Annotated in this window: 28 protein-coding genes; 11 read left to right on the forward strand and 17 right to left on the reverse strand. The window is 33.5% G+C overall.

From position 1 onward, the window contains the following. Positions 1 to 117: 117 nt before the first annotated feature. Complete coding sequence (locus FLP_RS21380; RefSeq protein WP_026982652.1) at positions 118 to 477, reverse strand: RNA recognition motif domain-containing protein; 360 nt, start codon at positions 475 to 477, stop codon at positions 118 to 120. 142 nt (positions 478 to 619) lie between these two features. After that, the gene (locus FLP_RS21385; protein ID WP_065451537.1) at positions 620 to 1102 is read right to left on the reverse strand and encodes a DUF6252 domain-containing protein; all 483 of its coding nucleotides are present in this window, start codon (positions 1100 to 1102) and stop codon (positions 620 to 622) included. A gap of 197 nt (positions 1103 to 1299) precedes the next feature. Between FLP_RS21385 and FLP_RS21390 the strand changes: the two genes are divergently transcribed. The 3 genes from FLP_RS21390 (at position 1300) to FLP_RS21400 (ending at position 3189) form a co-directional block, all read left to right on the forward strand. Further along, positions 1300 to 1866 carry a 30S ribosomal protein S16 gene (locus FLP_RS21390; RefSeq protein ID WP_065451538.1) on the forward strand — a complete coding sequence of 189 codons (567 nt, stop codon included), beginning with the start codon at positions 1300 to 1302 and terminating at the stop codon, positions 1864 to 1866. A gap of 15 nt (positions 1867 to 1881) precedes the next feature. Next, positions 1882 to 2406 (forward strand): ribosome maturation factor RimM, encoded by a 525-nt coding sequence (gene rimM / locus FLP_RS21395; protein ID WP_065451539.1) that lies wholly within the window; start codon positions 1882 to 1884, stop codon positions 2404 to 2406. A 69-nt stretch (positions 2407 to 2475) separates the two neighbouring features. Then, a complete protein-coding gene (locus tag FLP_RS21400; RefSeq protein ID WP_065451540.1) occupies positions 2476 to 3189 on the forward strand; it encodes a tRNA1(Val) (adenine(37)-N6)-methyltransferase in 714 nt (237 codons plus the stop codon). Here FLP_RS21400 and FLP_RS21405 read toward each other — a convergent pair. The 8 genes from FLP_RS21405 to FLP_RS21440 form a co-directional block, all read right to left on the reverse strand. Further along, a complete protein-coding gene (locus tag FLP_RS21405; protein ID WP_065451541.1) occupies positions 3186 to 4478 on the reverse strand; it encodes an HlyD family secretion protein in 1293 nt (430 codons plus the stop codon). The genes FLP_RS21400 and FLP_RS21405 overlap by 4 nt on opposite strands. A gap of 2 nt (positions 4479 to 4480) precedes the next feature. Next, positions 4481 to 6673 carry a peptidase domain-containing ABC transporter gene (locus FLP_RS21410; protein WP_065451542.1) on the reverse strand — a complete coding sequence of 731 codons (2193 nt, stop codon included), beginning with the start codon at positions 6671 to 6673 and terminating at the stop codon, positions 4481 to 4483. A 276-nt stretch (positions 6674 to 6949) separates the two neighbouring features. After that, entirely contained in the window at positions 6950 to 7138 is a 189-nt protein-coding gene (locus FLP_RS21415) for a hypothetical protein (protein WP_065451543.1), read from the reverse strand. Between the two features lie 358 nt (positions 7139 to 7496). Next, complete coding sequence (locus FLP_RS25590; protein ID WP_165606703.1) at positions 7497 to 7673, reverse strand: hypothetical protein; 177 nt, start codon at positions 7671 to 7673, stop codon at positions 7497 to 7499. Positions 7674 to 7746: 73 nt separating this feature from the next. Further along, positions 7747 to 7959 carry a hypothetical protein gene (locus FLP_RS21425; protein ID WP_065451545.1) on the reverse strand — a complete coding sequence of 71 codons (213 nt, stop codon included), beginning with the start codon at positions 7957 to 7959 and terminating at the stop codon, positions 7747 to 7749. A gap of 311 nt (positions 7960 to 8270) precedes the next feature. Next, positions 8271 to 8450 carry a hypothetical protein gene (locus FLP_RS21435; protein WP_065451547.1) on the reverse strand — a complete coding sequence of 60 codons (180 nt, stop codon included), beginning with the start codon at positions 8448 to 8450 and terminating at the stop codon, positions 8271 to 8273. 24 nt (positions 8451 to 8474) lie between these two features. After that, entirely contained in the window at positions 8475 to 8615 is a 141-nt protein-coding gene (locus tag FLP_RS25595; RefSeq protein WP_158596285.1) for a hypothetical protein, read from the reverse strand. A gap of 90 nt (positions 8616 to 8705) precedes the next feature. Beyond that, positions 8706 to 10268, reverse strand: coding sequence for a vitamin K epoxide reductase family protein (locus FLP_RS21440; RefSeq protein WP_065451548.1), 1563 nt, complete (start codon positions 10266 to 10268; stop codon positions 8706 to 8708). 261 nt (positions 10269 to 10529) lie between these two features. Here FLP_RS21440 and FLP_RS25320 point away from each other — a divergent pair, with 261 nt between their 5' ends. From FLP_RS25320 to FLP_RS25335, 4 genes are all read left to right on the forward strand, one after another. Further along, on the forward strand, positions 10530 to 10658 hold the full coding sequence (locus tag FLP_RS25320) for an rSAM-modified peptide (RefSeq protein WP_089477440.1): 129 nt from the start codon (positions 10530 to 10532) through the stop codon (positions 10656 to 10658). 141 nt (positions 10659 to 10799) lie between these two features. Continuing rightward, positions 10800 to 10970: an rSAM-modified peptide gene (locus FLP_RS25325; RefSeq protein ID WP_121318317.1), complete on the forward strand. Its 171-nt coding sequence runs from the start codon at positions 10800 to 10802 to the stop codon at positions 10968 to 10970. A gap of 63 nt (positions 10971 to 11033) precedes the next feature. Further along, the gene (locus tag FLP_RS25330; protein ID WP_123921693.1) at positions 11034 to 11198 is read left to right on the forward strand and encodes an rSAM-modified peptide; all 165 of its coding nucleotides are present in this window, start codon (positions 11034 to 11036) and stop codon (positions 11196 to 11198) included. A 73-nt stretch (positions 11199 to 11271) separates the two neighbouring features. Then, positions 11272 to 11406, forward strand: a complete 135-nt coding sequence (locus FLP_RS25335) for an rSAM-modified peptide (RefSeq protein ID WP_121318313.1) — start codon at positions 11272 to 11274, stop codon at positions 11404 to 11406. A 143-nt stretch (positions 11407 to 11549) separates the two neighbouring features. On the opposite strand, the gene FLP_RS21445 is transcribed toward FLP_RS25335, so the two are convergent. Continuing rightward, the gene (locus FLP_RS21445; protein ID WP_065451549.1) at positions 11550 to 13307 is read right to left on the reverse strand and encodes an AraC family transcriptional regulator; all 1758 of its coding nucleotides are present in this window, start codon (positions 13305 to 13307) and stop codon (positions 11550 to 11552) included. A 168-nt stretch (positions 13308 to 13475) separates the two neighbouring features. Between FLP_RS21445 and FLP_RS21450 the strand changes: the two genes are divergently transcribed. The 3 genes from FLP_RS21450 (at position 13476) to FLP_RS21460 (ending at position 16353) form a co-directional block, all read left to right on the forward strand. Then, positions 13476 to 14654: an acyl-CoA dehydrogenase family protein gene (locus FLP_RS21450; RefSeq protein WP_065451550.1), complete on the forward strand. Its 1179-nt coding sequence runs from the start codon at positions 13476 to 13478 to the stop codon at positions 14652 to 14654. Positions 14655 to 14742: 88 nt separating this feature from the next. Then, positions 14743 to 15525 carry a DUF3050 domain-containing protein gene (locus tag FLP_RS21455; protein ID WP_065451551.1) on the forward strand — a complete coding sequence of 261 codons (783 nt, stop codon included), beginning with the start codon at positions 14743 to 14745 and terminating at the stop codon, positions 15523 to 15525. Positions 15526 to 15591: 66 nt separating this feature from the next. Then, the gene (locus tag FLP_RS21460; RefSeq protein ID WP_065451552.1) at positions 15592 to 16353 is read left to right on the forward strand and encodes an SGNH/GDSL hydrolase family protein; all 762 of its coding nucleotides are present in this window, start codon (positions 15592 to 15594) and stop codon (positions 16351 to 16353) included. A 133-nt stretch (positions 16354 to 16486) separates the two neighbouring features. On the opposite strand, the gene FLP_RS21465 is transcribed toward FLP_RS21460, so the two are convergent. The 6 genes from FLP_RS21465 to FLP_RS21495 form a co-directional block, all read right to left on the reverse strand. Beyond that, positions 16487 to 17524 (reverse strand): hypothetical protein, encoded by a 1038-nt coding sequence (locus FLP_RS21465; RefSeq protein ID WP_065451553.1) that lies wholly within the window; start codon positions 17522 to 17524, stop codon positions 16487 to 16489. Further along, positions 17502 to 19130, reverse strand: coding sequence for an NAD(P)/FAD-dependent oxidoreductase (locus tag FLP_RS21470; RefSeq protein WP_083195923.1), 1629 nt, complete (start codon positions 19128 to 19130; stop codon positions 17502 to 17504). Before FLP_RS21470 ends, FLP_RS21465 begins: the two co-directional genes overlap by 23 nt. After that, entirely contained in the window at positions 19105 to 20625 is a 1521-nt protein-coding gene (locus FLP_RS21475; RefSeq protein ID WP_065451554.1) for a polyamine aminopropyltransferase, read from the reverse strand. Before FLP_RS21475 ends, FLP_RS21470 begins: the two co-directional genes overlap by 26 nt. Continuing rightward, the gene (locus FLP_RS21480) at positions 20618 to 20833 is read right to left on the reverse strand and encodes a DUF350 domain-containing protein (RefSeq protein WP_065451555.1); all 216 of its coding nucleotides are present in this window, start codon (positions 20831 to 20833) and stop codon (positions 20618 to 20620) included. The genes FLP_RS21475 and FLP_RS21480 overlap by 8 nt, the downstream gene beginning before the upstream one ends. 196 nt (positions 20834 to 21029) lie before the next feature. Next, a complete protein-coding gene (locus tag FLP_RS21490; RefSeq protein ID WP_065451557.1) occupies positions 21030 to 22259 on the reverse strand; it encodes a DUF4178 domain-containing protein in 1230 nt (409 codons plus the stop codon). Between the two features lie 3 nt (positions 22260 to 22262). Beyond that, positions 22263 to 22625 (reverse strand): S-adenosylmethionine decarboxylase family protein, encoded by a 363-nt coding sequence (locus FLP_RS21495; RefSeq protein WP_065452001.1) that lies wholly within the window; start codon positions 22623 to 22625, stop codon positions 22263 to 22265. 248 nt (positions 22626 to 22873) lie between these two features. Here FLP_RS21495 and FLP_RS21500 point away from each other — a divergent pair, with 248 nt between their 5' ends. Beyond that, the gene (locus FLP_RS21500; protein WP_243397532.1) at positions 22874 to 23644 is read left to right on the forward strand and encodes a helix-turn-helix domain-containing protein; all 771 of its coding nucleotides are present in this window, start codon (positions 22874 to 22876) and stop codon (positions 23642 to 23644) included. The last annotated feature ends 63 nt before the right edge of the window (positions 23645 to 23707 follow it).

The following is a 23707-nucleotide window of genomic DNA, read 5'->3' on the forward strand; positions in this document are numbered from 1 at the left end:
AAAATTGTTAGGTTTTTCCAACTTGAAACTTGAAACAAAATAAACATGAAACAAAATTTACCCACAAAAAAAGGGATCAACTTGCGTTGATCCCTTTTATATATTTAGAAAAAAATATTAATATCCTCCTCTGTTACCACCACGGTCATTTCCACCACGGCTGTTTCCTCCACCATAACCTCCGCGTGAATCTCCACCACGACTGTTATTGTTGAAGCTTCTTCTTTCGCCTTCTGGTTTCGGTTCAGATTTATTAACCACAATTGCACGACCTTGAACAGTAGCTCCGTTCAATTCATCAATTGCTTTTTGAGCTTCTGCATCGTTTGGCATCTCTACGAAACCAAAACCTTTGCTTCTTCCTGTAAATTTATCAGTAATAATTTTAACTGAATCTACTGCTCCGTAAGCCTCGAAAGACTCTCTTAAATCTGCTTCCTCAATACTGAATGGAAGGCTTCCAACAAAAATGTTCATATGTACTTATTTATAATAATGTAGCAAATGTAGTCTTATTTTTCTGTAATCTACTATATATTAGTTTATTTATGTTTTTATTTTGATTTAAAAAAATAAAAATCAACAAAACCAAACAATTGCAAATGAAAAACTTACTTATTTAGAAGTTTACCTTAGAGGTATAGGGTACCTTATAAAAAACACCTTCAGTAAATTGTATCTCAGGTTTTTCATTATCTCCTTCGCTAACATTTACTGCTGTAAATTTAAATGTTCCGGAAATGGTTTTATTTTCAATATCAAAATTTGTAATCACCACCTGACCGTTGCCCAGGTTTGTACCTGTAGTAAATTGAGGTGTTTCACTTGGAAAAATATTCGAATATGAAGCCGTTGCTACCTCATTAACACCCAAAATATAAGTCTGAGGAGTTGTAGAAGGTAATTTCAAACTTACTTTTTCAGCTCCTAAACCTCCTTCGATAAATAAATCTCCATCCATTGTTGTATAAGCAGTATAGTTTTGCGATCTCCAAAAGACATTGTCTTTTAATCCCTGAAAAGCAGGAGTATTAAATTTTACATCTTCGGTACAGGATGCCAGTACAAAAACACTAATTAACAAGTAGATATATTTTTTCATAAAATCATGAATTTGAAGCAAAAATACCTCATTTGATACAAAAAATGAAAATTTAAACTCTGAAACGGCTTAAAAAACAGCAAAAATCTGCATCAATTATATTTAATAAAGTTTGGAACGGATAATTCATAAAAAAATTATATCTTTGCGCCCTTAATTAACAGAGGTCGAGTACCTCAAAATTTAATCATAAGATTATGTCAGTAAAAATTAGATTACAAAGACACGGTAAAAAACAAAGACCTTTTTACTGGGTTGTAGCTGCGGATGCACGCTCAAAAAGAGATGGTAAATACTTAGAGAAAATCGGTACTTACAATCCTAACACAAACCCTGCAACTATCGAATTAAACATTGATAGCGCTGTAAAATGGTTACACAATGGTGCACAACCAACTGATACTGCAAGAGCAATTCTTTCTTACAAAGGTGCTTTATTGAAACACCACCTTGATGGAGGTATTCGTAAAGGTGCTTTAACTCAAGAACAAGCTGATGCAAAATTAGCTGATTGGTTAGATGCTAAAGCTGGAAAAGTTGATGCTAAAAAAGAAGGTTTAACAAAAGCGCAAGCTGATGCTAGAGCTAAATCTTTAAAAGCAGAGCAAGAAGTTAATGCTAAACGTTTAGCTGCTGCAGCTCAGGCTGAAGCTGATGCTATCGCTGCTGCAACTCCTGCAGTTGAAGAAGAAGTTGCTGAAGTTGAAGAATCAACTGAAGAAGCTCCTGCTGCTGAAGAAAATAACGAAACAACTGAAGCATAATTATACTTAGCGAGAATGCGTAAAGAAGATTGTTTTTATTTAGGTAAAATCGCTAAAAAATTTAGTTTCAAAGGTGAAGTTCTGGCTTATTTAGACACGGACGAACCTGAGTTATACGAAAATCTGGAATCAGTGTTTATTGAATGCAATAAACACTTGGTTCCTTTTTTTATTGAAAAAAGTTCATTGCACAAAAACGACTTTCTTAGAATTCGTTTTGAAGATATGAATACCGAAGAAGATGCAGACGCCATTATGGGTAATGCCATTTATCTTCCTTTGAATATGTTGCCAAAACTTTCCGGCAACAAATTTTATTTCCACGAAGTTATCGGTTTTGAAATTGAAGATCAGCGTTTAGGCGTTTTTGGAAAAATTGTTGCCGTAAACGATTCTACCGCCCAACCTCTTTTTGAAGTTTTGAATGGCGAAGTAGAAATGCTGATTCCGATGATCGATCATTTCCTTGTAAAAATTGATCGTGAGAATAAAAAAGTTATCATGAATTTGCCTGAAGGGCTTGTTGAAATGTACTTATAAAAGTTTTCAGTTTTCTGTCACAGTTTTCAGTTGCTCACTTTACTTAAACCTATTTTAAATTTTTCGGCAATGTCTAAATTCACTTTTAAGCAATTTTCTATCGAACAAGACAAAACCGCTATGAAAGTAGGAACAGATGGTGTTTTACTAGGCTCGTGGGCTCCAATAAATCATAATCCGTTTAGTGTATTAGATATTGGTGCAGGAACGGGAATTATTGCTTTAATGCTTGCCCAGCGAACGCATGCGGAACAAATTGATGCCTTGGAAATTGACGAGGATGCTTATGAACAAGCGGTTGATAATTTTGAAAATTCTCCTTGGGGTGATCGCTTGTTTTGTTTTCATGCTGGCTTAGATGAATTTATCGAGGAACCGGAAGATGAATATGATCTTATTGTTTCAAATCCTCCTTTTTATGCCGAAGATTATAAAACTGAAAATGAACAACGTGATTTAGCTCGTTTTCAGGATGCCATGCCTTTTGAAGAACTGGTTGAAGCTGCCGATTTGCTTTTATCTGAAAACGGAATATTTGCTATAATTATTCCTTTTAAAGAAGAAGCAAAATTTATCGCTTTAGCGAAAGAATCAGAATTATATCCCACGAAAATTACACACGTAAAAGGCACTCCAACCTCAACGATAAAGCGTAGTTTATTGGCTTTTAGCCGAAATGAAACTACAGTACCCGAAATCGACGAATTAACAATCGAAATCGACCGACATGTTTATACTCCGGAATATATAGAATTGACAAAAGAGTTTTATCTAAAGTTTTAAACCTGCTCAAAAATACTCTTAAACTGATACAGAATTCTTTCGATTAGTCGAAGATCTTCAGTTACAATTTCGGCACTTCCTTTCATTTCCTGCTGAAAAACGATTTGTTTTTTATAAGAAGTTTGCAGTCCGTTTGGCAGCGCGACATCTAATAATAAATTTCCATCTTTGTCCGGAACCAGAGATATATTCTGAATCTTTCCTTTTAACACGCCAAATTCGCGGTCTGGAAAATTCGCTAATCGGATATTTACCGTTTGCCCTACTTTTATCTTCCCGGAATTTAAGGCCGGTGCTTTTACTTTGCCTACAAAACCATTTTTAGTATCCGGAATAATAGAGAAAACATTATCCCCAACATTTATGGTTTGGCTTTCTGTCCAAACCTGCAAAAATGTAACCACTCCGCTAACAGAAGAGTTTAGTGCATAAGCAAATTCCCAATCTTTTATTACTTTTTTAAGCTGATAAAAAGACTGCGCCATGTTTCTTCCTAAGGTAACTTCTTCTTTAGTGCCGCTTATTTGCGAATTCTGACTTAATTTTGAATTATCAATCAAAGAGGACTTTAATTGAGAAATAGACGTTAAAAGACTCTTATAGCTCTTCTGTGCCTGAAGATAACCCAGTTTTTTGGCTTCCATTTCCTGAGCCGAAATAATTCCTTTATTGAATAAGGTTTCAAAACGGGCAATTTCGTTTTTCTGAAGCTGCAATTCACTTTCATTAATTATCTTTTGCTGCTGCAGAATTTCCAATCTTTCCTTTATCTGTACTTTCTCCGAAACCTGCGCTCTGTTTTCGACCTGAAAAGGCTGTAAATCTTTATTTAATGCTTCGGCCTGATAATCTTTTTGAAAAACAGCGAAGGCACTTTCGATTTCGCCCAATTGCGCATTTTCTAGCAAAGCAAAAGGAAAAGCTTTTTGTGGATTGTTGATATTATATTCATCCACTATTTTTTTCAATAAAAAGACATCTTTGTAATTGGCTGTGTTTTCGATAATTGCGAGTGTACTGTTTTTAGAAACTATCGATTTGTTTTTTACCAAAATCGCTTCGATACGACCGGAAGATTTTGATACTATTTTCTCTGGCGGAATATTGGTGGTAATAACAATTTCGGTATTGACAACATCCGGATATTTGATGAACCAGGATACAAAAAACAACATAAAAATAATTACAAATATCAAAACGGTTCCCCAGCGAATCATCCAGTGGGGTACTCTGGTAAGGATATCTTGCACTTCCTCACTTCTTAATTCGAATGTAGTATCTTCTGCCATGATTAATTTCCTAATTGTAATTGATTTTTAACCAGTTCAAAATAATTTCCTTTTTGTTCTACCAAAGCAGAGTGATTGCCAATTTCAATAATTTTTCCTTTGTCTAAAACCACAATTTGATCTGCATTCATCACTGTACTCAGTCGGTGCGCAATAACCACTACAGTTTTATCTTTAAAAAAAATATCCAGTTTGCGCATAATTTCTTTTTCATTATTGGCATCTAAGGCTGAGGTTGCCTCATCAAAAAACAATATCTCAGGATTTTTATACACTGCTCTTGCTATTTGCATACGCTGTTTTTGTCCGGTGCTCATTCCTGTTCCTTCGGCTCCAATTTTAGTATTATAGCCCAAAGGCAAACCGCTGATATATTCTTTTATATTGGCTACATCTGAGGCATAAACCAAGCGTTCTTTATCGACCTTATCTACGCCAAAAGCAATATTATTAGCGATCGTATCACTAAAAATAAAACCTTCCTGCATTACGGCGCCAATATTGGATCGCCATGCTTTTTGCGAAATATTCTTAAACTGTGTATTGCCAATCGTTATTTCTCCTTTCTCAGGTTCATAAAACTTAAGAAGCAGCTTCATTAAAGTCGTTTTTCCGCTTCCGCTAACACCTACTATGGCTGTGACTTTATTGGCGGGAATCTTTAGGCTCAAATCATCTAAAACCGGAATATCTGATCCCAGATAACGATACGAAAGATTTTTTATCTCGATATCAGAATCAAAAGGAACATCACTTGTTTGATGAACTTCTTGTTGTGTTTCATCTTCTTTCTCATGAATTTCAGACAATCTTGCCAATGAAATTTTAGCATCCTGAAGTTCTCTCACAAATTCTATAAGCTGCGTAATAGGTCCGTTTAAACTTCCTACGATTGAGCTTATCGCCAGCATCATCCCCAACGTTATAGAACCGTCAATTACCAGTTTGGCAGAAAGAAATATGATGAAAATATTTTTCAGTTCATTAATGACAGATGAACCAATAGTTTGTGTTTGCTCTAAAACCAATCCTTTTATCGAAACCCTGAAAAGTCTGGCCTGAATATACTCCCAACCCCAGCGTTTTTGCTTTTCGGCATTATGCAGTTTAATTTCCTGCATTCCGTTAATAAGTTCCATCACTTTGTTTTGCTCGTTCGAAACCTCGGCAAAACGTTTATAATCGAGAACTTCTCTTCGTTTTAAGAATAAAGTGATCCAGCCAAAATAAAGAATACTTCCCGCAAAAAACACAAAAAATATCTGAACATTAAAATAAGCCAGTACTCCGCCCAGTACAAACATATTAATTACAGAAAACAAAACATTTAATGATGATGTGGTGAGAATTTTTTCGATTCTGCGATGATCATTAATACGCTGCATAATATCTCCTGTCATTCTCACATCAAAAAAAGAAATAGGCAGATTCATTAATTTAATAAAGAAATCTGAAATAAGCGAAATATTGATCCGGGTAGAAAGATGCAGTAATATCCAGCTCCTGATGAGTTCCAGACCTGTTTTTCCGGCAAAAAGAAATAGTTGCGCGAAAAGAATTAAGTAAATAAAATGAATGTTTTGATTTTGTATCCCGACATCGACAATACTTTGGGTTAAAAACGGAAAAATTAGCTGCAGCAAACTGCTGGCCAGCAGCCCTATGCTTAGTTGTATTAGAAATGATTTGTACCGCAAAACGTATTGTGACAATAATGCAAAACCTAAACCTTTATTTTCTTCCTTATCAAATTCAGACTGAAAAAACTTTGGTGCGGCTTCCATCAGTAATGCAACTCCCTCCTGAGTAAATTCGTCTGCATTATTACCTATCCAGAATTTAATAAAATCCTGCTTATTATATTCGATTAAACCAAAAGCCGGATCAGAGATGTAATAGGTTCCTCTTTTGATTTTATAAAGTACTACATAATGGTTCTTATTCCAATGCAAAATACAAGGTAATGGAGCCTCGTGTAATCTTTCTAAATTTAATTTTACACCTAAAGTCCTAAAACCAATTTTCTCTGCGGCATCGCTTAAAAAAAGCAAGTTACTACCTTCACGAGTTGTTTCGCTAATGTCCCTCAACTCCTGAATGTTGATTGTTTTTCCGTAATGTTTCGCTACTATTTTTAAACATGTCGGGCCACAATCCTTATAATCAGCCTGCTTATAATTGGTGAATTTTTTCAACTTATATTCATTTATTTCAGAGCAATTTAAGATTAAATTTCTTTATTTAACAAAAATATGATATTTACTATTAAATTAATTATTCTCTCTTTTTGTAATCAATTTAAACAACTTATTTTAAACCGATTACATTTCAATGCATCCAATTTCTATTTAATCTTTAAATCAATTTATTCGATCATTCTATATCATTCAAAATACCGTTAGGATCTGTATAAAAGAAACCGCCCAAATAAAAAATATGAGGCGGTTTTTTGTATTTTAAATTATAAAAAATTAGCTATCCAGTAAACAACTTTCCTCAATAACTGATGAGCAAACCTCACCTTCCCCAGGATGTATGATCCCTGCAAAAGTGCCATCAGGACAATAACAAGCCTCAATTCCCGGACCTCCGCCATTGATGTTTTTCTTTTCAACAGCACTTAAAACTTCTACTCCAATTAAATTTTTTAATTTTTTCATAATTTGTTTTTTGATTTGTTAGTACTTCAATCACTTTAAGACAGTCGAAGCGTCTGTCTATTAAAAAACTATCCTACTATTTCATTGTGTGAAAAAAAAACAGAGAAGATTGATATCTTCTCTGTTAGGGTATTTATAAACCATATTTATTAGAAATACAATTTCTGTAGGAGATGGCACTGGTTAACCCTAACCAATTAAAATCAACTCAGTGGCCAATTTTCCTAAAGAATCCCAACACCAATCATCAATGTGGGGAAATTGCTCAATGTTCCACGATCGAGCGCCTACAAATTAAAAAAAACATGACTAAATTCTAAAAAAGGCTATACTGTATTTCTATTAAAACGATTAAAAATTAGCAACAAAGGCGACTTGTTTCACATATGCCTGAAGATGTATTTACAGGACAAGTTCCGCCTGCCGGTATTAAAACACAACCAGCCTCAATAGCATAAATCCAGCATTCCGGAATTCCGCCTGATATATTTTTTTGCTCCACTTTTGTTATTCTTTGAGCATTTTCTAAATTCAAAATTTTTTTTAACATCTTTATGAGATATCATTCATTTATTCAGTCAAATAATATTATCAATAAGTTCCTCTTATTAACACGGAGCCATTAATATAGAACATTGATTATTTCCTATATATGCTGGTCTTAAGTTACGCGGATACGCTAAACATTGTGCTTGTGTAGCATAAAACACCACAAATTCTCCACACTCACCATCCGGCGGAACACTTCCTCCTGTAATACTTTTTTGCTCACTTGCGCTTAATACTTCTGCTCCTTTTATTTTTAAGATATTTTCTAACATAATATTTTAATTTAGGGTGTTATAAAAACTAGTGATTTATTCAAATGGAAACTTACAATTACCTGTACTTCCTTCACTTAAGCCCGGAATTGATCCATCTGGACAATAAGTAAAACAGGACGCACTGCCAGTACTGCAAAAACAGTGACAAGTAGATGATTTTATAGGCTGTCCTCCTTGTATAACTTTTTGCTCATCTGTACTTAACAGCTGGGCACCTTCGAGGTTTAAAATGTTTTTTATCATAACTCTGTTTTTTGTTTTTTGTTACTAATTACAATCAACTTCATTCTATTCTGATTATGCTGTAATTAGCAAGATTTTGTTCCGTTTGGTACGCAGGCCCAGTAATAAGGCACGGTTCCAAATTCGTTGCATCTTTTCGCAAAAGAACCTTCGTTACAAACCGGAGCATTGCCTCCAGCTATTACTTTTTGCTCATTTTCGCTTAATTCTACTGCGCCTTCAAGGCTTAAAATATTTTTTAACATAATATAGGTTTTAGCGTTTTAGAATTAATCAGGAACTTTATCCCAACATTTATTACCATAATAAACCTGATTTGGAGGACAAGGGCCACTTCCTCCTTCAATTTTCTTTTTTTCGTCTGTTGTTAATTTTTTTGTTCCTTCTTGATTTAAAATTTTTTCTAACATAATGCACGGGTTTATTGGTGAGTTATACTTCAATCATTAAAGACATTTGAAGCTTATGTCTATTGTATATAAGATTATATTTTAGAACTATTAGGCTATTTTTTCAAAAACCTCACTAGTAGTAGTCTCCTCAACAAAATCATTTAAGAAATATTTCAATTCGCTTAATTCATATTCACTTGGAAATACTTTATCATTGACAATTTTAACCGGTGTATAATTAAAATTATTTTTAGAACACCATTCGTATTGTTTTTGTATTTCCTGATTTATCATGATGCTAACAGTATCAACATGCCATTTTTTTAACCATTTTTTCAGGCCCATTTTTTTTATATGCCAATCAGATATTGCTTCAACGGTTTTTCCGGGAGTAGCTCTGTTGATGGCCAAAAGTCTTTCTACAACTGGCTTATACGGATTTTCGGCATTTTCAGGATTAATATTGAATAGTACATTCAGGAATATCTTATCCGGAAATCTCAATACTAAATCAAATGCCTCCTGAAATGTTTTATGACAATGTCCGCAGCTTGGGCTTATAATGATAGAAAGTTTGACAGCTGCATTTCGGTTTCCAAAATTCAATCCTCTTAAATCTTCTAAACCATTTGGATAAGGCACTTTTTTTGACAAAAAATTTAATAAAGAGTAATTTCTTTTGAATTTTTTCATCTCTTTCAGTGAATTTTCATTCTCCAGAACATTTTTTACCATTGTTTTTAAAACAGACCAAATTGGGATAAGAAGGACAACAGAAAATACAAAAGGAAAAATTTCCTGAAAACTAAAACTTAACGTAAACAAATCTGATGCAAACCATATCGCACTTTGCACAAATATTAAGGCCGAAACAGCCAGGCACATTACACACCATTTTTGAATCTCAAACTTTTGAATCCAAATGGAGGAAACAATTACCGGAATGGCCAATAAACTTAAAAAACCAATAAAAATTGCCGATGAAAGCGGCTGTATTAAAATAGCGATTAAACTAGCCCCAAAGAAAATAAGAGGCAAATCTGAAAAACCAATCCATTTATTATTTCCTTCTTTACTATTGATAACAGAATTACAGGAAGAATTTGAACTAAGGTTACAAAATTTTGAAATGATACTGTTTTTAAAACCTAATTTTTCCTGAACTATAAAAATACTTACTATCAACCCCAAAACTGATGTTGCTAAAAATATAATGCTAAACAGCGTATAGTTATTATAAAAAAAAGATAATCCAACTACAAGCAAAAGCGGTAAAGTAAATTTTAACCAACTGAATTCTACTTTTAAATTTTCTCTGGCAACAACATTATTTGGTTCTATTGCAACGATTACTCCATTCCAGTCTAAAAGGAAATTCTCGTAAGACATTTTTAAGCTTCCTTTTTTTAAAGTATTAATACGAACGAAGTTTTTAGCTTTTTCGACTAATATAATTTCTTCCTTAAAGTAGGCCAAAAAATTAGATGGTAAATCAACAATTTGTTCTTTCGAAACTCTTACTGCAGCATTCTCTACAGATAGCAAATCCAGAGAATCTGTTATGGCAAATAAACTAGGGTAATTGGGATGAGAAAGAAACAAATCCTTAAACTCATTTTTAATTTCTGAGTACCTGTTTATTTGTAGAAATTTTTGGACAAGTTTTAACATTTCTTTTGAGTCTTTAAAATCATAATTACAATACAAATATTGCTGTTTTTATTCGAAAAAAAACTTCATGAACACACATTTTATCAATTATACTACATACAATTTATAAATTATAGCAGGCTGAATGAATCATTCAAATAATTGAACAACAGACACTTATATCAATTATATTTCGCATAAAAGCTTCAAAACACGAATCTCGATTAAGGGTTTTCCTTTTTGTCTAGTTTTGATAAATCATAAACCCTAATACTCAAACACATGACAAATCAAGGATTAAAATTGACAGATTTTCAAACAGAAAAAATAGCTAAAAACCAACAAAAAACGATTCAGGGAGGTGATGATTTTATTGATCCATCTAAAGGGGACGGAAAAGGAAGTATGTAATTGTGAAATGCATTTTCAATATTAAGATCGCACAAAACATATTGCTTTTTCTTACAAAAAATAATCTGGAAATTTATTAAAAATAACAAACAAAGCTGCTCTGATTTTAAGAGCGACTTTATATAAATCATTAAAGAAAAAATGGCAAATCAAAAATTAAATATCAGCAATTTCGAATCTGAAAAATTATCTAAAAAACAACAAAAAACAGTTTCAGGAGGAGATGAAGCAATTGATCCATCAAAAGGAGACGGAAAAGGAAATACAGTAGGAAGTACAGTACCCGTTCCCAATCAAAACCCAATACCATAATCTAAGATTAGAATACAACCTTAACTTATAAATCAACAACTTAACTCAAAAAAAAGCATAAAAATGATTAATAAAAAATTAAATATCAGCGATTTTCAAACAGAAAAATTATCTAAAAGCCAACAAAAAACAGTTTCAGGAGGTGATGATCCAATTGATCCATCAAAAGGAGACGGAAAAGGAAATACGGTAGCAAGCACTAACAGAACTCAAAATCCGAAACCGTGATTTAGAATTCCTGATATAAGACAATTCAAAAAAAAATTAAACTTTTACATCCATAATTTAATCCTTAAAGAAAATGGCAAATCAAAAATTAAACATCAGTGATTTTGAAATTTTAATGTTATCTAAAAAACAACAAAAAACCATTTCGGGAGGTGAGGATCCAATTGACCCTTCAAAAGGAGATGGAAAAGGAAATACAGTCCTGTAAATATTTTTGAGAGTTAGAATTTACACTTTTGATTAAAGATTAAAAAAAAAAAAACGCCTTTTCTACATTCATAATAGTTTTCTAAGAATGCAAAAACAAATATCATAGAAGGAAAGAATCAAAAAATAGTATTCTGTGATGTATTAAATATTATTCGCAAACTGAGCTGGAGACACTCCAGTTCTTTTGCGAAAAGATTTAGCAAATGAAACTGCATTTTTAAACCCAACACTTTCTGCGATGGCCTGAGTCGAATATTTACGATACATATGATTGGTGATCATTTCGTTGATTACATAATTAATCTTAAGCTCGTTTGAATATTCTCCAAAAGATTTACCAAATCGTTTATTTACCACATAAGATAAATAGGTGGTATTTGTTTTTATTTTTTTTGCTACGTAAGGCAACGTAAAATCAGCATTCAGGTATTCGAGTTTGTTTTCGAGCGCGAGTAATTTTTCGACTATTTTGTTTTCTTTGGCTTCATCGATACTTAAATTAGCATTTTCTTTCTTAAGTAAAACCTCTTCCTGCTCAAAAACTTCTTCTGTTATTTCTTCTTCTTGTTCAGGATAATGTGCTTTCTTTTCTAAATTAGCTTTGAATTCCTCGATCAGGTCATTCATTTTTTTATGAGCCTTGTTTTTGTCCCTGATGTTTTTAATCAATAAAAAAACAATTGAAACAAATAAAATGACATAAAAAACTTTCAATGCTTTATTGATAAAAACATCGTATTTATATTTTTCCTGAATAGTCACCATTTCATTAGTCAAATCTCCAACCCCCAGCTTATAATTTACTTCCAGGATTTCTTCATTTAATTTTGACTCCGATTTTTCGTAATTATCCAAATAAATTTTAGAATGTTTATACGCAAGTTCAGGCTCTTTTAGAATGTTATAAATTTTTGCCTGATAATAATTTGATTTCAGATAATCTACCTGATTGGTTTTAGTACTCGCCGCTATCGAATCTGATTTTTTAAAAAAAACCAACGCCTTATCGTATTTTTTTGTGGTGAAATAAAGATCTCCTAAATTATAATTTGCTGTACATAGTATCTCTGGCATATTATTTTGATGAGCTAAAAAAACGATGTCATAATATGTTTTTTCAGCGTTTGCATAATTTTTTTGCCAGCTGTAAATGTTACCTAAACTTAATTTGGCTACAATTTTATTATCGGGAAAATTTTGAGAATAACTAATTGTCTTTTTATAAAAATATTCGGCAGAATCCAGTAAAGTCTTTTTCTTGACATCTTTCATATAAAAAACTTCATACGAACCGGCCAAAATCAGATTGATATTGCTTTTATTATTTAAATATTGCTCTTTGGTATAGACTCTTTCATTTTTATCAACAAAATCATTAAGCTGTCTTAAGTCCTTAATAGCCAATAAGTAATTCCCCACGGCTACATTGATGGAGGCGATATTGTTTTTAAATTTTACAATTTGAATAATATCTCCAATCTCTATAGAAAGCTTAATACCTTGCTGATAACTTTCTATCGCTCCGCTAAAATTTCCTCTTTTCCATTCTGATAAACCCTGATAATTGTATAAAATAGATCTCAATTGTTTTTTATCCCGTGTCTCCGGCATTTTATCGAGGTAGCTTAATGCAAGCTTATATTTTTGTTTGGATTGGGCTGAATTTCCTTTTAACTGAACTAAATATGACAATGCTCCATTTGCAAAAGCCAGGTGTTTATTGTTGTTAGATTTTACCATTTGATTGGCAAACACAATGGCACTATCTACATTGGCATTTGCAGTTAGCCTAATTTTATCTTGCAATAATAAGTACTCTTGTTCTGTTAAAGCATTTTTCTGTTGCGAAACTGCCGTATTCAGAACAAAAAAAAGTAAAAAAGAGATGATCAGCCTCATTAAATTTGTTTTTTGGAATCTCAAAAATAGCTTATAAATTTTCAATAAACTAAAATAAATTAAGGTTTATACTATTTTTCTTCTTTATGCGTTGAAAAAATATAACAATTTAACCTAGTTTTGTTATATTTTTATTACGTAAATTTGTTTTTGTAAAAACTATCACAAATGAAACCAGATTTATTTCAAGCTCCCGATTATTATAACCTAGACGATTTGCTAACAGACGAACACAAACTAGTTCGTGAATCAGCTCGTGCATGGGTAAAAAGAGAAGTTTCTCCTATTATAGAAGAATATGCTCAAAAAGCAGAATTTCCTAAACAAATTATTAAAGGACTTGGAGAAATTGGTGGTTTTGGCCCTTATATTCCCGTTGAATATGGCGGCGCAGGATTAGACCAAATTTCTTACGGTTTAATCATGCAGGAAATCGAGCGCGGCGATTCTGGCGTAAGATCGACCTCATCTGTTCAGTCTTCCTTAGTAATGTATCCTATCTGGAAATACGGAAACGAAGAACAACGTATGAAATATTTACCAAAACTGGCAACAGGAGAATTCATGGGCTGTTTTGGTTTAACAGAGCCTGATCATGGTTCTGATCCGGGAAGCATGATTACCAATTTTAAAGACAAGGGAGACCATTATCTTTTAAATGGTGCCAAAATGTGGATTTCGAACGCTCCTTTTGCAGATATTGCTGTTGTTTGGGCAAAAGATGAATCAGGAAGAATTCACGGATTGATTGTTGAGCGCGGCATGGAAGGTTTTACAACTCCGGAAACACACAATAAATGGTCGCTTCGTGCATCATCTACCGGAGAATTGATTTTTGATAATGTAAAAGTTCCTAAAGAAAACTTATTACCCAATAAATCCGGTCTGGGCGCACCGCTTGGCTGTTTAGATTCAGCACGATACGGAATTGCCTGGGGAGCAATTGGTGCTGCAATGGATTGTTACGATACAGCTTTAAGATATGCTAAAGAAAGAATTCAGTTTGGAAAACCAATTGGAGGAACACAATTACAGCAGAAAAAACTCGCAGAAATGATTACCGAAATCACAAAAGCACAATTACTAACCTGGCGTTTAGGTGTTTTACGAAATGAAGGAAAAGCTACAACGGCTCAAATCTCGATGGCAAAACGTAACAATGTCGATATGGCCATTCATATTGCCCGCGAAGCCAGACAAATGCTGGGCGGAATGGGAATTACAGGCGAATATTCGATCATGCGCCATATGATGAACCTCGAAAGTGTGATTACTTATGAGGGAACTCACGACATACATTTACTGATTACAGGAATGGATGTAACTGGAATTCCAGCTTTTAAATAGTAAACAACTATTAAAATATATACAAAAACAATATTAAAAAGCTTCTTCTAACCGGGAAGCTTTTTATCTTTGACAAAAAATTACGAAAATGAATATTGAAACTATCCACAATAGCATTCAACCTCAAAAAGATCAACTTTTACAACATTCTTTATACAATAAAATTCAAAGCATCGACGACTTACATAGTTTCCTAGAAAGCCATGTTTTTGCTGTTTGGGATTTTATGTCATTACTAAAAGCCCTGCAAGCCAAACTTACTTGCACTACAACTCCTTGGTTTGCTACAAAAAATCCTGAAACAAGATATTTAATCAACGAAATTGTTCTTGCCGAAGAAACCGATTTAAGCATTGACGGAAGAAGACAAAGTCATTATGAAATGTATATTGAAGCAATGCAGGATTGTGGAGCCGATACAAACGGAATCAATACCTTTTTGTCTGAAGTAAATTCGCTGCATAATATTTTTGTTGCCATCAAACAAAGTACATTACACCCGGATACAAAAGCCTTTTTAGATTTTACTTTTAGAGTGATTGAAGAAGGAAAACCGCATGAAATTGCTGCTGCCTTTACTTTTGGAAGAGAAGATTTAATACCTAGTATGTTTACCGCAATACTAAAAAACTTTCAAAAAAACCTTCCGGAGACTGATTTGAGCAAACTGCTTTATTATTTCGAAAGACATATAGAATTAGATGCCGATGAACACGGACCAATGGCCATGCAAATGATCTCTGATTTATGCGAAGACGATGCCGAAAAATGGAAAGAAGTGGAAGAGATTTCGATCCTTGCATTAGAAAAACGAATCGGACTTTGGAATGCCATCGAAGAAGAAATAATGATGAAAACTGAAATGGTTTAAAAACCAAAACAAGTTATATAACGTAACTATTTGTTTAAAATGATCCTGAATCTAATTAAACAAATTATGAAATCACATTTCAAACAAATAGTTATTGTTATCCTTTCTATATTTCTTTTAAGCTGCAGTTCTGACGACTCAGCTTCAAAAACTGCGGTCGCGCCTCCTTTGCCCGTTATCCCACCTAAAACAGAAGTCCCAACTACTCCAATTTCAGGCTCTGTAAAATACCTGGCTTTAGGCGACAGTTATACTATTGGACAAAGTGTTTGCGAAACTTGTCGCTTTCCTGAACAACTAAAATCAAGTTTAAAAACAATTTACCCTCAAGCCGATTTTTCATTAAAAGTCATTGCCCGAACAGGCTGGACTACCTCAAACCTAATCTCGGCTATCAACAACGAAAATCCCGATGCTACTTATGATTTGGTTACACTTTTAATTGGTGTAAACAATCAATATCAGCACATTGACATTTCGGTTTATCAAAAAGAATTTCCGCAATTACTCAACAAAGCCATACAACTGGCAAAAGGTGATAAGAAAAACGTAATCGTAGTTTCGATTCCTGATTATGCTTACACGCCATTTGCTTCGGGCTATAGCAGCGCAAAACGAACAGAAATTTCAAATGAAATTGATCAATACAATACTTTTGCCGAAAATACGTGCACAAGCAGTGGCGTAACTTTTATTTCGATCACAGATATTACACGCCAAAGCACCAGTAATTTAGTCGCTTCAGATGGTTTACATCCTTCGGAAACTGCCTATAAATTATTTGTTGATCGTATTGTTCCTAAAGCAAAAATGATTTTACAGGATTAGTTTTTTACCTAATTAAAAGCTAACACGAATTGCACGAATTTGCACGGATAAGTTCGTGGAATTAATTTCACAAACTACGTTAAGTATTAAAATTTGTGTCAATTGGTGCAATTCGTGTCCATTTTTTCCAACTTCAAGAACTTTTGACTGGGCTTTTATTAGACTTCCATATAAATCCATCGAGTAAATAATGGGTAAATTGAGGTACGCTTAACAACGGAACTATTAAAAATTGCCAGGAAGAAAAATCAATAGCTGCTACTGAGAAGTTTTCTTTCCAAACCAGAACTTCCCATAAAAATTCTTCTGTAAAAGCAATTCCCATTAAAATCAGCACATATATAAAAATCGCATTATAGCTTTTTAAATAACTAAAAACTCCTGAACTATGGTTCGGTTTATTTTCGATTTCCCTAAAATAAACCAATGCCATATAAGGGATTCCGTGTGAAACCACATTTAGTAAAGTAAAAATAAGATCGTCATTAAAATACACGATTCCAAAATACCACGAAAGCGCTGTTCCCAAAATAATGGCATTTTTAGGAATATTGAAAAACCTGTTTTTTATACTTTTATGAATGGTGTAACTTACATAGATCAATAAAATCGAAACGTAAATCCAAAACAATATTTGTAGTAAAAAGGCATTCTCAAAACGAAAAAACTCATTTGCCACAAACCAATTGAATTTCCTTTCGGAAGAAAAAAACCAATACAACATAGGATAACCCGTTGAAGCATAAATGGCCAGATTGTCAATAACTACAGAAAGTTTCGTTTTTTCTTCGTTTCTCGCATACAATCTCATAAAGCCATATTGCTGCCTAATAAAATGAAAAACAGCGACATACGCCAGAAAGGACCAGAAAACCAAACTTCCAAAAGAGAAAAGAATAATCCCAATGGCGAAACAAATTGTTGGCAAAAGCAATAATCTTTTTTTATTCTTTTTGAATTCATCAGCCACAAAATAGGTTTTGAATAAGGTCGCGTAAACGTGCGCCACATCAATAAAAACAATCAGAAAAAGCCAGGTATAAAACGAATACTTATTTTCTATTTCAGTAATATAATCCTGAAACAAAAATATAATGGCCATCACAAAAAAGGACGGACCAATGATGAAACTCAAATCGGTTTTGGCTTTATGAATCCAGGGTTGTTTCATCTAAAATTTGGTTTACGACATTAATTCCGTGATGAAAAGCTTCTTCAAAAATCGAAATTCCCGAAAGATCTGTATGGGCAAAATAAATACGATTCTCAATACTTTTTGAAGCTTCTTCTTTGGCTTTGCCAAAAATAAAACCCGGTGCAGGACTTACCATTCCGTGGCCTAAAAGAAAAACTTCCATTTCTTCGGTACATTCTTCAATATCCGGATGTGCAATTTTAAGATCATCAAAAACGAATTGCTTCCAATATTCTTTATTCTTTTTATACAATTCCTTTCGCGATTTTCTTAAATCGGCTGAAGAGAAACTATAATAGTATGTGATTACTTTTTTGGTCTGAATCTGATTTAAAGACTGGTGCTGATCATACACATAACCCAAACCTTTTGCATCGTAAATAACATTATCCCACGAAAGCGGAAAACTAAAATTATCGGCTAAATCCGTCACGGTTAAGCTTGCCAAAAGCCAGGGCGTATAATGAAACTCTTTTGTAAATTCTTTTCGGTCTTTGATCACATACTGATTCACAAACTGTGGCGTTGCCATGATTACTTTATCAGCAATAATTTCTACCGAAACTTTTTTGACATCATCAAAAGCTTTGGCAACCACTTTATTGTTTTCGACTTTAACCTCATAAACCAAATGATTTTTCAACGTTTTTTTGTCGGTATATTTTTTGAGATGAGAAACTAATCTGGCGTTTCCTTCCGGCCAGGTCAAAACGCTTTCTTTTTTATCTGAAGCTGCATCTTGTTTTCGTCCGGCAAAATAATGAATTCCAGCCCAGGCAGAAACGTAATCTATTCCGAGTCCGAAATCGTCTTTGCAGCAATAATCAATATAATCAAATAGTGGTGTTGCTGCGAAATTATTGGTTTCAAACCATTCCTTCATCGTGATTTTATCCAAACTTCTCGTCTGAATATCTTCTGAAGAAAGACGAAGCGGAATATCAAATAAGTACTTTCCATCTTTTCCTTTTCCTTCACGAAAAGCATCCATTACTTTAAAAAAACGCTGGAATTCCAAATCCTGATCTTTAGAATTCCCTTCTTTTGGGACAACGCCTTCCTGCCAGTTGTTTTTGTAAAATAAACGTTCGTCAGGAGCAAAAGACAATTGCAATTCATCAAAAACAGGCAATCCTTTTGCATCGTAACTTAATATGATTTTTTCTTCTTCAAGAAATTGTAACAATTCTTTATCCTTAAAATTAGGCAAAGGCAAATAATGTGCTCCTAATGGAAATTTAGAATACTTATTTTCTCCGTTTGAAGAGTTTCCGCCCAAATGACTTTCTAATTCAAGCATCAAAAAATCAGAAATTCCTTTTTTATGAAATTGTCTTGCAGCGCTTAAACCAGAAATTCCGCCACCAACAATGAGATACGGAATATGAATTTGAGTTGTTGGTTTTGGGAAATCTTTTACCCATAAACGATGTCCCAAAAGATGATTGGTTCCGGACAAACGAAGCAGCAGCTGGATAATTTTATCGGAACAAAATTGCAGAAACGGAATTAACAATAAAGAAGCTCCAATTCCTTTTACAAAACTGCGTCTTGATTTACTGTAATTTTCCCCATTCTTCATCAAAATAGCGTACTAAAATTTGGTTGTCTAATCGATTGATTTCAATTTCATTTGACATCATATCATTGGTAAAATAATTGAATCTGTCGAACTGGTAATTGTAGAATCTTAATCCGGCAGCTTTTCTGTTTACATTGTTAAAAGTAGTTCCAAAACCATTGATGGCGATCGTATAACCCCATTCTCCAAACGAAGGAACATAAGCATGATAGGCATCGACCTGAGGAAAAACCTGCATTACGGTTTTATTGATACACCAAAATGATTTTGGCGCAAAATAAGGTGAAGTAGTCTGAATAACAACGGCTGCATCGGGCTGCAGAATCGTTTTTAGGGTTTGATAAAAATTCAAAGAATACAGCTTTCCTAAACTATAATTTGACGGATCGGGAAAATCGATAATCGCGACATCAAACTTTTCGGTACACGTTTTTGCCCAAATATAAGCATCGGTATTGATGACTTTTACCTTTGGATTATTCAGCGAGCCTTTATTGAAATCTGTTAGCACTTTATTGGTTTTAAACAACTTTGTCATTCCCTGATCAAGATCGACCAGAGTTACTTTTTCAACATCTTTGTATTTTAAAATTTCACGAACTGCCAAACCATCGCCTCCGCCCAAAACCAAAACATGTTTGACATTTTTGGCAATCGACATTACGGGATGCACTAAGGCTTCGTGGTAACGATACTCATCGGCTGAACTAAATTGTAGGTTGTTGTTTAGATAAAGCCTGTAATCGCTCTTATTGTGCGTTAAAACGATTCTCTGATAAGGAGTTGAGTTGGTATAAATGATATTTTCTCCGTAAAGCTTTCCTTCTGAATAAGCCAAAATTTTATCCGAAAAGATAAAAACGCCTAATAAAATCGCAAACGAAAAAATGGCTTTTGCTTTTAAGAAATAACTATTCTTTAATTCTTTTTTTAAAAGAAAACACAAAACAATGGCAATACTTACGTTGATCATCCCGAAGAACAGCGAAGTGCCCATGATTCCTAATTTTGGAACCAGTATTAACGGAAACAATATCGATGCTAATAAAGCCCCAATATAATCGAAGGTAAAAACATTAGAAACCAAATCTCTAAATTCGACTTTGTCTTTCAGGATATTCATTAATAATGGAATTTCTAACCCGACCAAAAATCCGGTTATGAAAACCAATAAATACAAAATGAACTGAAAGTACTCGACACTTTCGAACAATAAAAATAAAACTACTGAACTCAAACCGCCAATTAAACCGACCAATATCTCGATTTCGACAAAAGTGTTCAGTAAATTTTTATGAAAAAACTTAGAAAAAAAAGAGCCAATACCCATTGAAAAAAGGTAAACTCCAATAATAAATGAAAATTGTTTTACTGAATCGCCTAATAAATAACTGGCCAAAGTTCCCGCAACAAGCTCATAAATAAGCCCGCAGGTCGCAATAACAAATACGGCAAACAGCAATAAAAATTCAAACTTAATAAACTTTTTACCCATGAATTGCGGCACTAATAATCATTGAAATACCAATGATAAATGCTGCCAAAACAATAGCAACAGCAATATTATTTTTCTCGACAACTTCTTTCCAGGTATTTTCGGGAGTCATTTTTTCGATAATAAAATAAGCTGCTATCAAGATAACGAACCCTAAAACTGAATAAATGATCGAATTAACGATGGGCTGATAATGTATTAAATCCATACTTTAGAAATTTATTTATGATAAAAATGGTTAACTGAACTACGACTTCCTGACGTACTATATTTTTCTGTTGTTTCGCAATCGCAAATCCGGTTTCCGGAATAAGCAAAGTACAAATAGGCGGCAAAGCAAAATAATCCTATTGCAAGTGCGGCTATATTATTTTTAAAAAAATCAAAAATGCTTTTCATATCTATTATTCGCTATAAGGAGAATAAGAACTGTCTTCCCATCTCATCTTTTCAAAATTTATTTTAAAATATCGTATCACGACATACACTACAATCATGAATATAGCAATAATCCATACGTTTCGACTCGAGGGCTGATTCCACACCACTTTTACTTTCATTGCCGTATTTTTATTGTCTTCCGGTGCTTTTAGCGGTTTAATCAAAAGGTGGTATTTTCCTTCTTTAACTCCGCAAATATTAAATTTTTCAGACCAGTTGCCTTCGGTCCAGCTTTCACCATCTTCGTAACCGTGATAATACTCGATATCTTTATTGGCATGAATTTCATCATTGGTTGTTTCATTTACCAGCGCAACATCTACATTCGCCCACGAATTATCGACGTCTGTTGACACGTGAACGGTAATGGGAGCAGAACCTCCTTTTAGAACAAATGATTCACTTGTAACTTCTTTATCGTTAAAATCAGTAAAAGCTATGGCTTTATCAAAAACAATCTGCTCTGCCTGATCTTTATAAATATACCAGTTTGCCGTAATGATCATTAAAAGAAAAATGCAAAATATTATGGCCGTGTTATTTACATCAAAATAGTAGGGCTGAACAATACTTACGCCTCTTTGATACGGCAAATCAGCTTGCGGGAATGCTTTTTTAACCTCTTTTTTGCTAATATACTCCCCCAGAAAAGCGGTTTCGACACCGTTCATTTTTTCAATCGAAATCATCAAAGGCGGCTGGATATATTCTGTCAGATGGACTCTCTTAACAGGTAATTCAAAATCAAAAAAACCTGCCGCATTGTCTATATCGGTATCAGAATATTCGTAAAGATGAAAAGAACTGCTGTCGTATGTTATCGATTTTGGATGCATTCGTACATCGAATTTCTCTTCCATTTCGGTCAAAAATATCCAATGCCCGTCTGATTCAGAAAGATAAACAAAATCACCGGCATCATTTTTTAAGATATATTCTCTCCAATGATAACCTCCGTTGACTTTTTTGGTTATGGCACCCGTAACCATGTATTCCGTGCCTTTTAGAAGCCCTTTATCGCCAATTTTAAAATCAAAATAATTTACCTCAGGCTTAAATTTCGATCGTGAACGAAGCTGTCCTTCGCTATCTGCCCAATACAAACTGTGGCAATTGGGGCAGACAAAATTTACTACTTTAAAACCAACTTCCAGTTCGGTAACAGTATCACAATTGTAACAAGGAACTTTCATATACTAACGGTTAATTTCAAAATCTTTTATAATTGTTCCTTCAAAATAAGTAATATAATTTGCCATAACATCTCGTACTTTTTGTGAATTATCCTGCTGGTAATTACACAAATAAACATCTAAAGTAAGCTGATTGTATTCTGGCCAGGTGTGTATACAAATATGAGATTCTTTCAGGCAAAACGAAATCGTGAAACTGTCATTATCGAAATCATGAACAATAACGCCTACTTTCTCGAGATTGTATTGCTCTAAAATTGAATTCGTAATCGCAACAAAACCCTGACTATCTGTTAGTTTTTGAGTTTCAGTGACATGTAAAGTGACTAGTTTATGTAAGCCCGGTGAATAAGGGGGTAAATCCATCAAAATATTTATATACGGGACCAAATATATAATATTTTTAGATAATTTTAACAAGAAAGAATTTGATATTGAATCATTTTCAAAACCATAACCGTCAATTATAATCCGTAAAATATCTAAATTTGCCAAAAGCCGATTGTTTACATTCAAACTACAAAAAACGGATACAAACAATTTTCATTCAACAATTTAAAAATGCAGGTTTCTCCATCAAAAGCATTAGCGCCTTACATAAAACATTATCTTTTTTGGATAGTGCAGCAACCGCTATACAAAAACTACGCTTGTTTTCTGATGGTAATACCGGCCTTGTATTTTCTTTAAAAAACAAACTTATTGCTGGTCTTGACAATTATGAAGTAAAGAATTATTTGCCAACTTCTTTTATATACGGACAACTCCATGGCTTTAAAGACATTTATTCTGATAATGAAATTTCATTACTAATTGTCGTTTTTCAACCCAACGGAATACATCAGTTATTGGGAATTCCTGCCAATGAATTTCAGGATGCTATTTTTCCGGTTGAAGATGTATTGGGGCAAAAAGCGTCTTTACTTCAGGAGAAATTATCGGAACAAAATAATCAAGGAAGAGTGGAACTTTTAAATCAGTTCTTTGGCACTTTAATCAGTTCAAAACCAATTTCAAATCAGTTCATCATCAATCATTCTTTAGATTTTATTGTGGCGAATAAAGGAGATTTCACTCTAAAACAATTGGTGGATTATACCGGTTATACCGAAAGACATTTGGAAAGAAAGTTCAAAGAATGCATTGGGTTAAACCCGAAAAAATTTGGCAACGTTATAAGGCTACATCATTTCCTAAAACTGCTAAAAGATAAATCTCAGGAAACCAATCTGACGACAATTTGTTATGATGCCGGATTCTCTGACCAATCCCATCTGATAAAAGAATTTAGAAAACATACCGGAATAACGCCGAAAGAATATTTAGTGAGCACCGGAAAGTTAACCAACAACCTCATCAAAACTTCTCTTTCAGGTTTATTTTAAAATGTCGGTTTTATACAATTTATAGTATTTTCTGAACGCTACTTTTGACTTTCATTAATAGCG

Origin of the sequence: Flavobacterium piscis, assembly GCF_001686925.1 — a bacterium.
Classification (GTDB): domain Bacteria; phylum Bacteroidota; class Bacteroidia; order Flavobacteriales; family Flavobacteriaceae; genus Flavobacterium; species Flavobacterium piscis.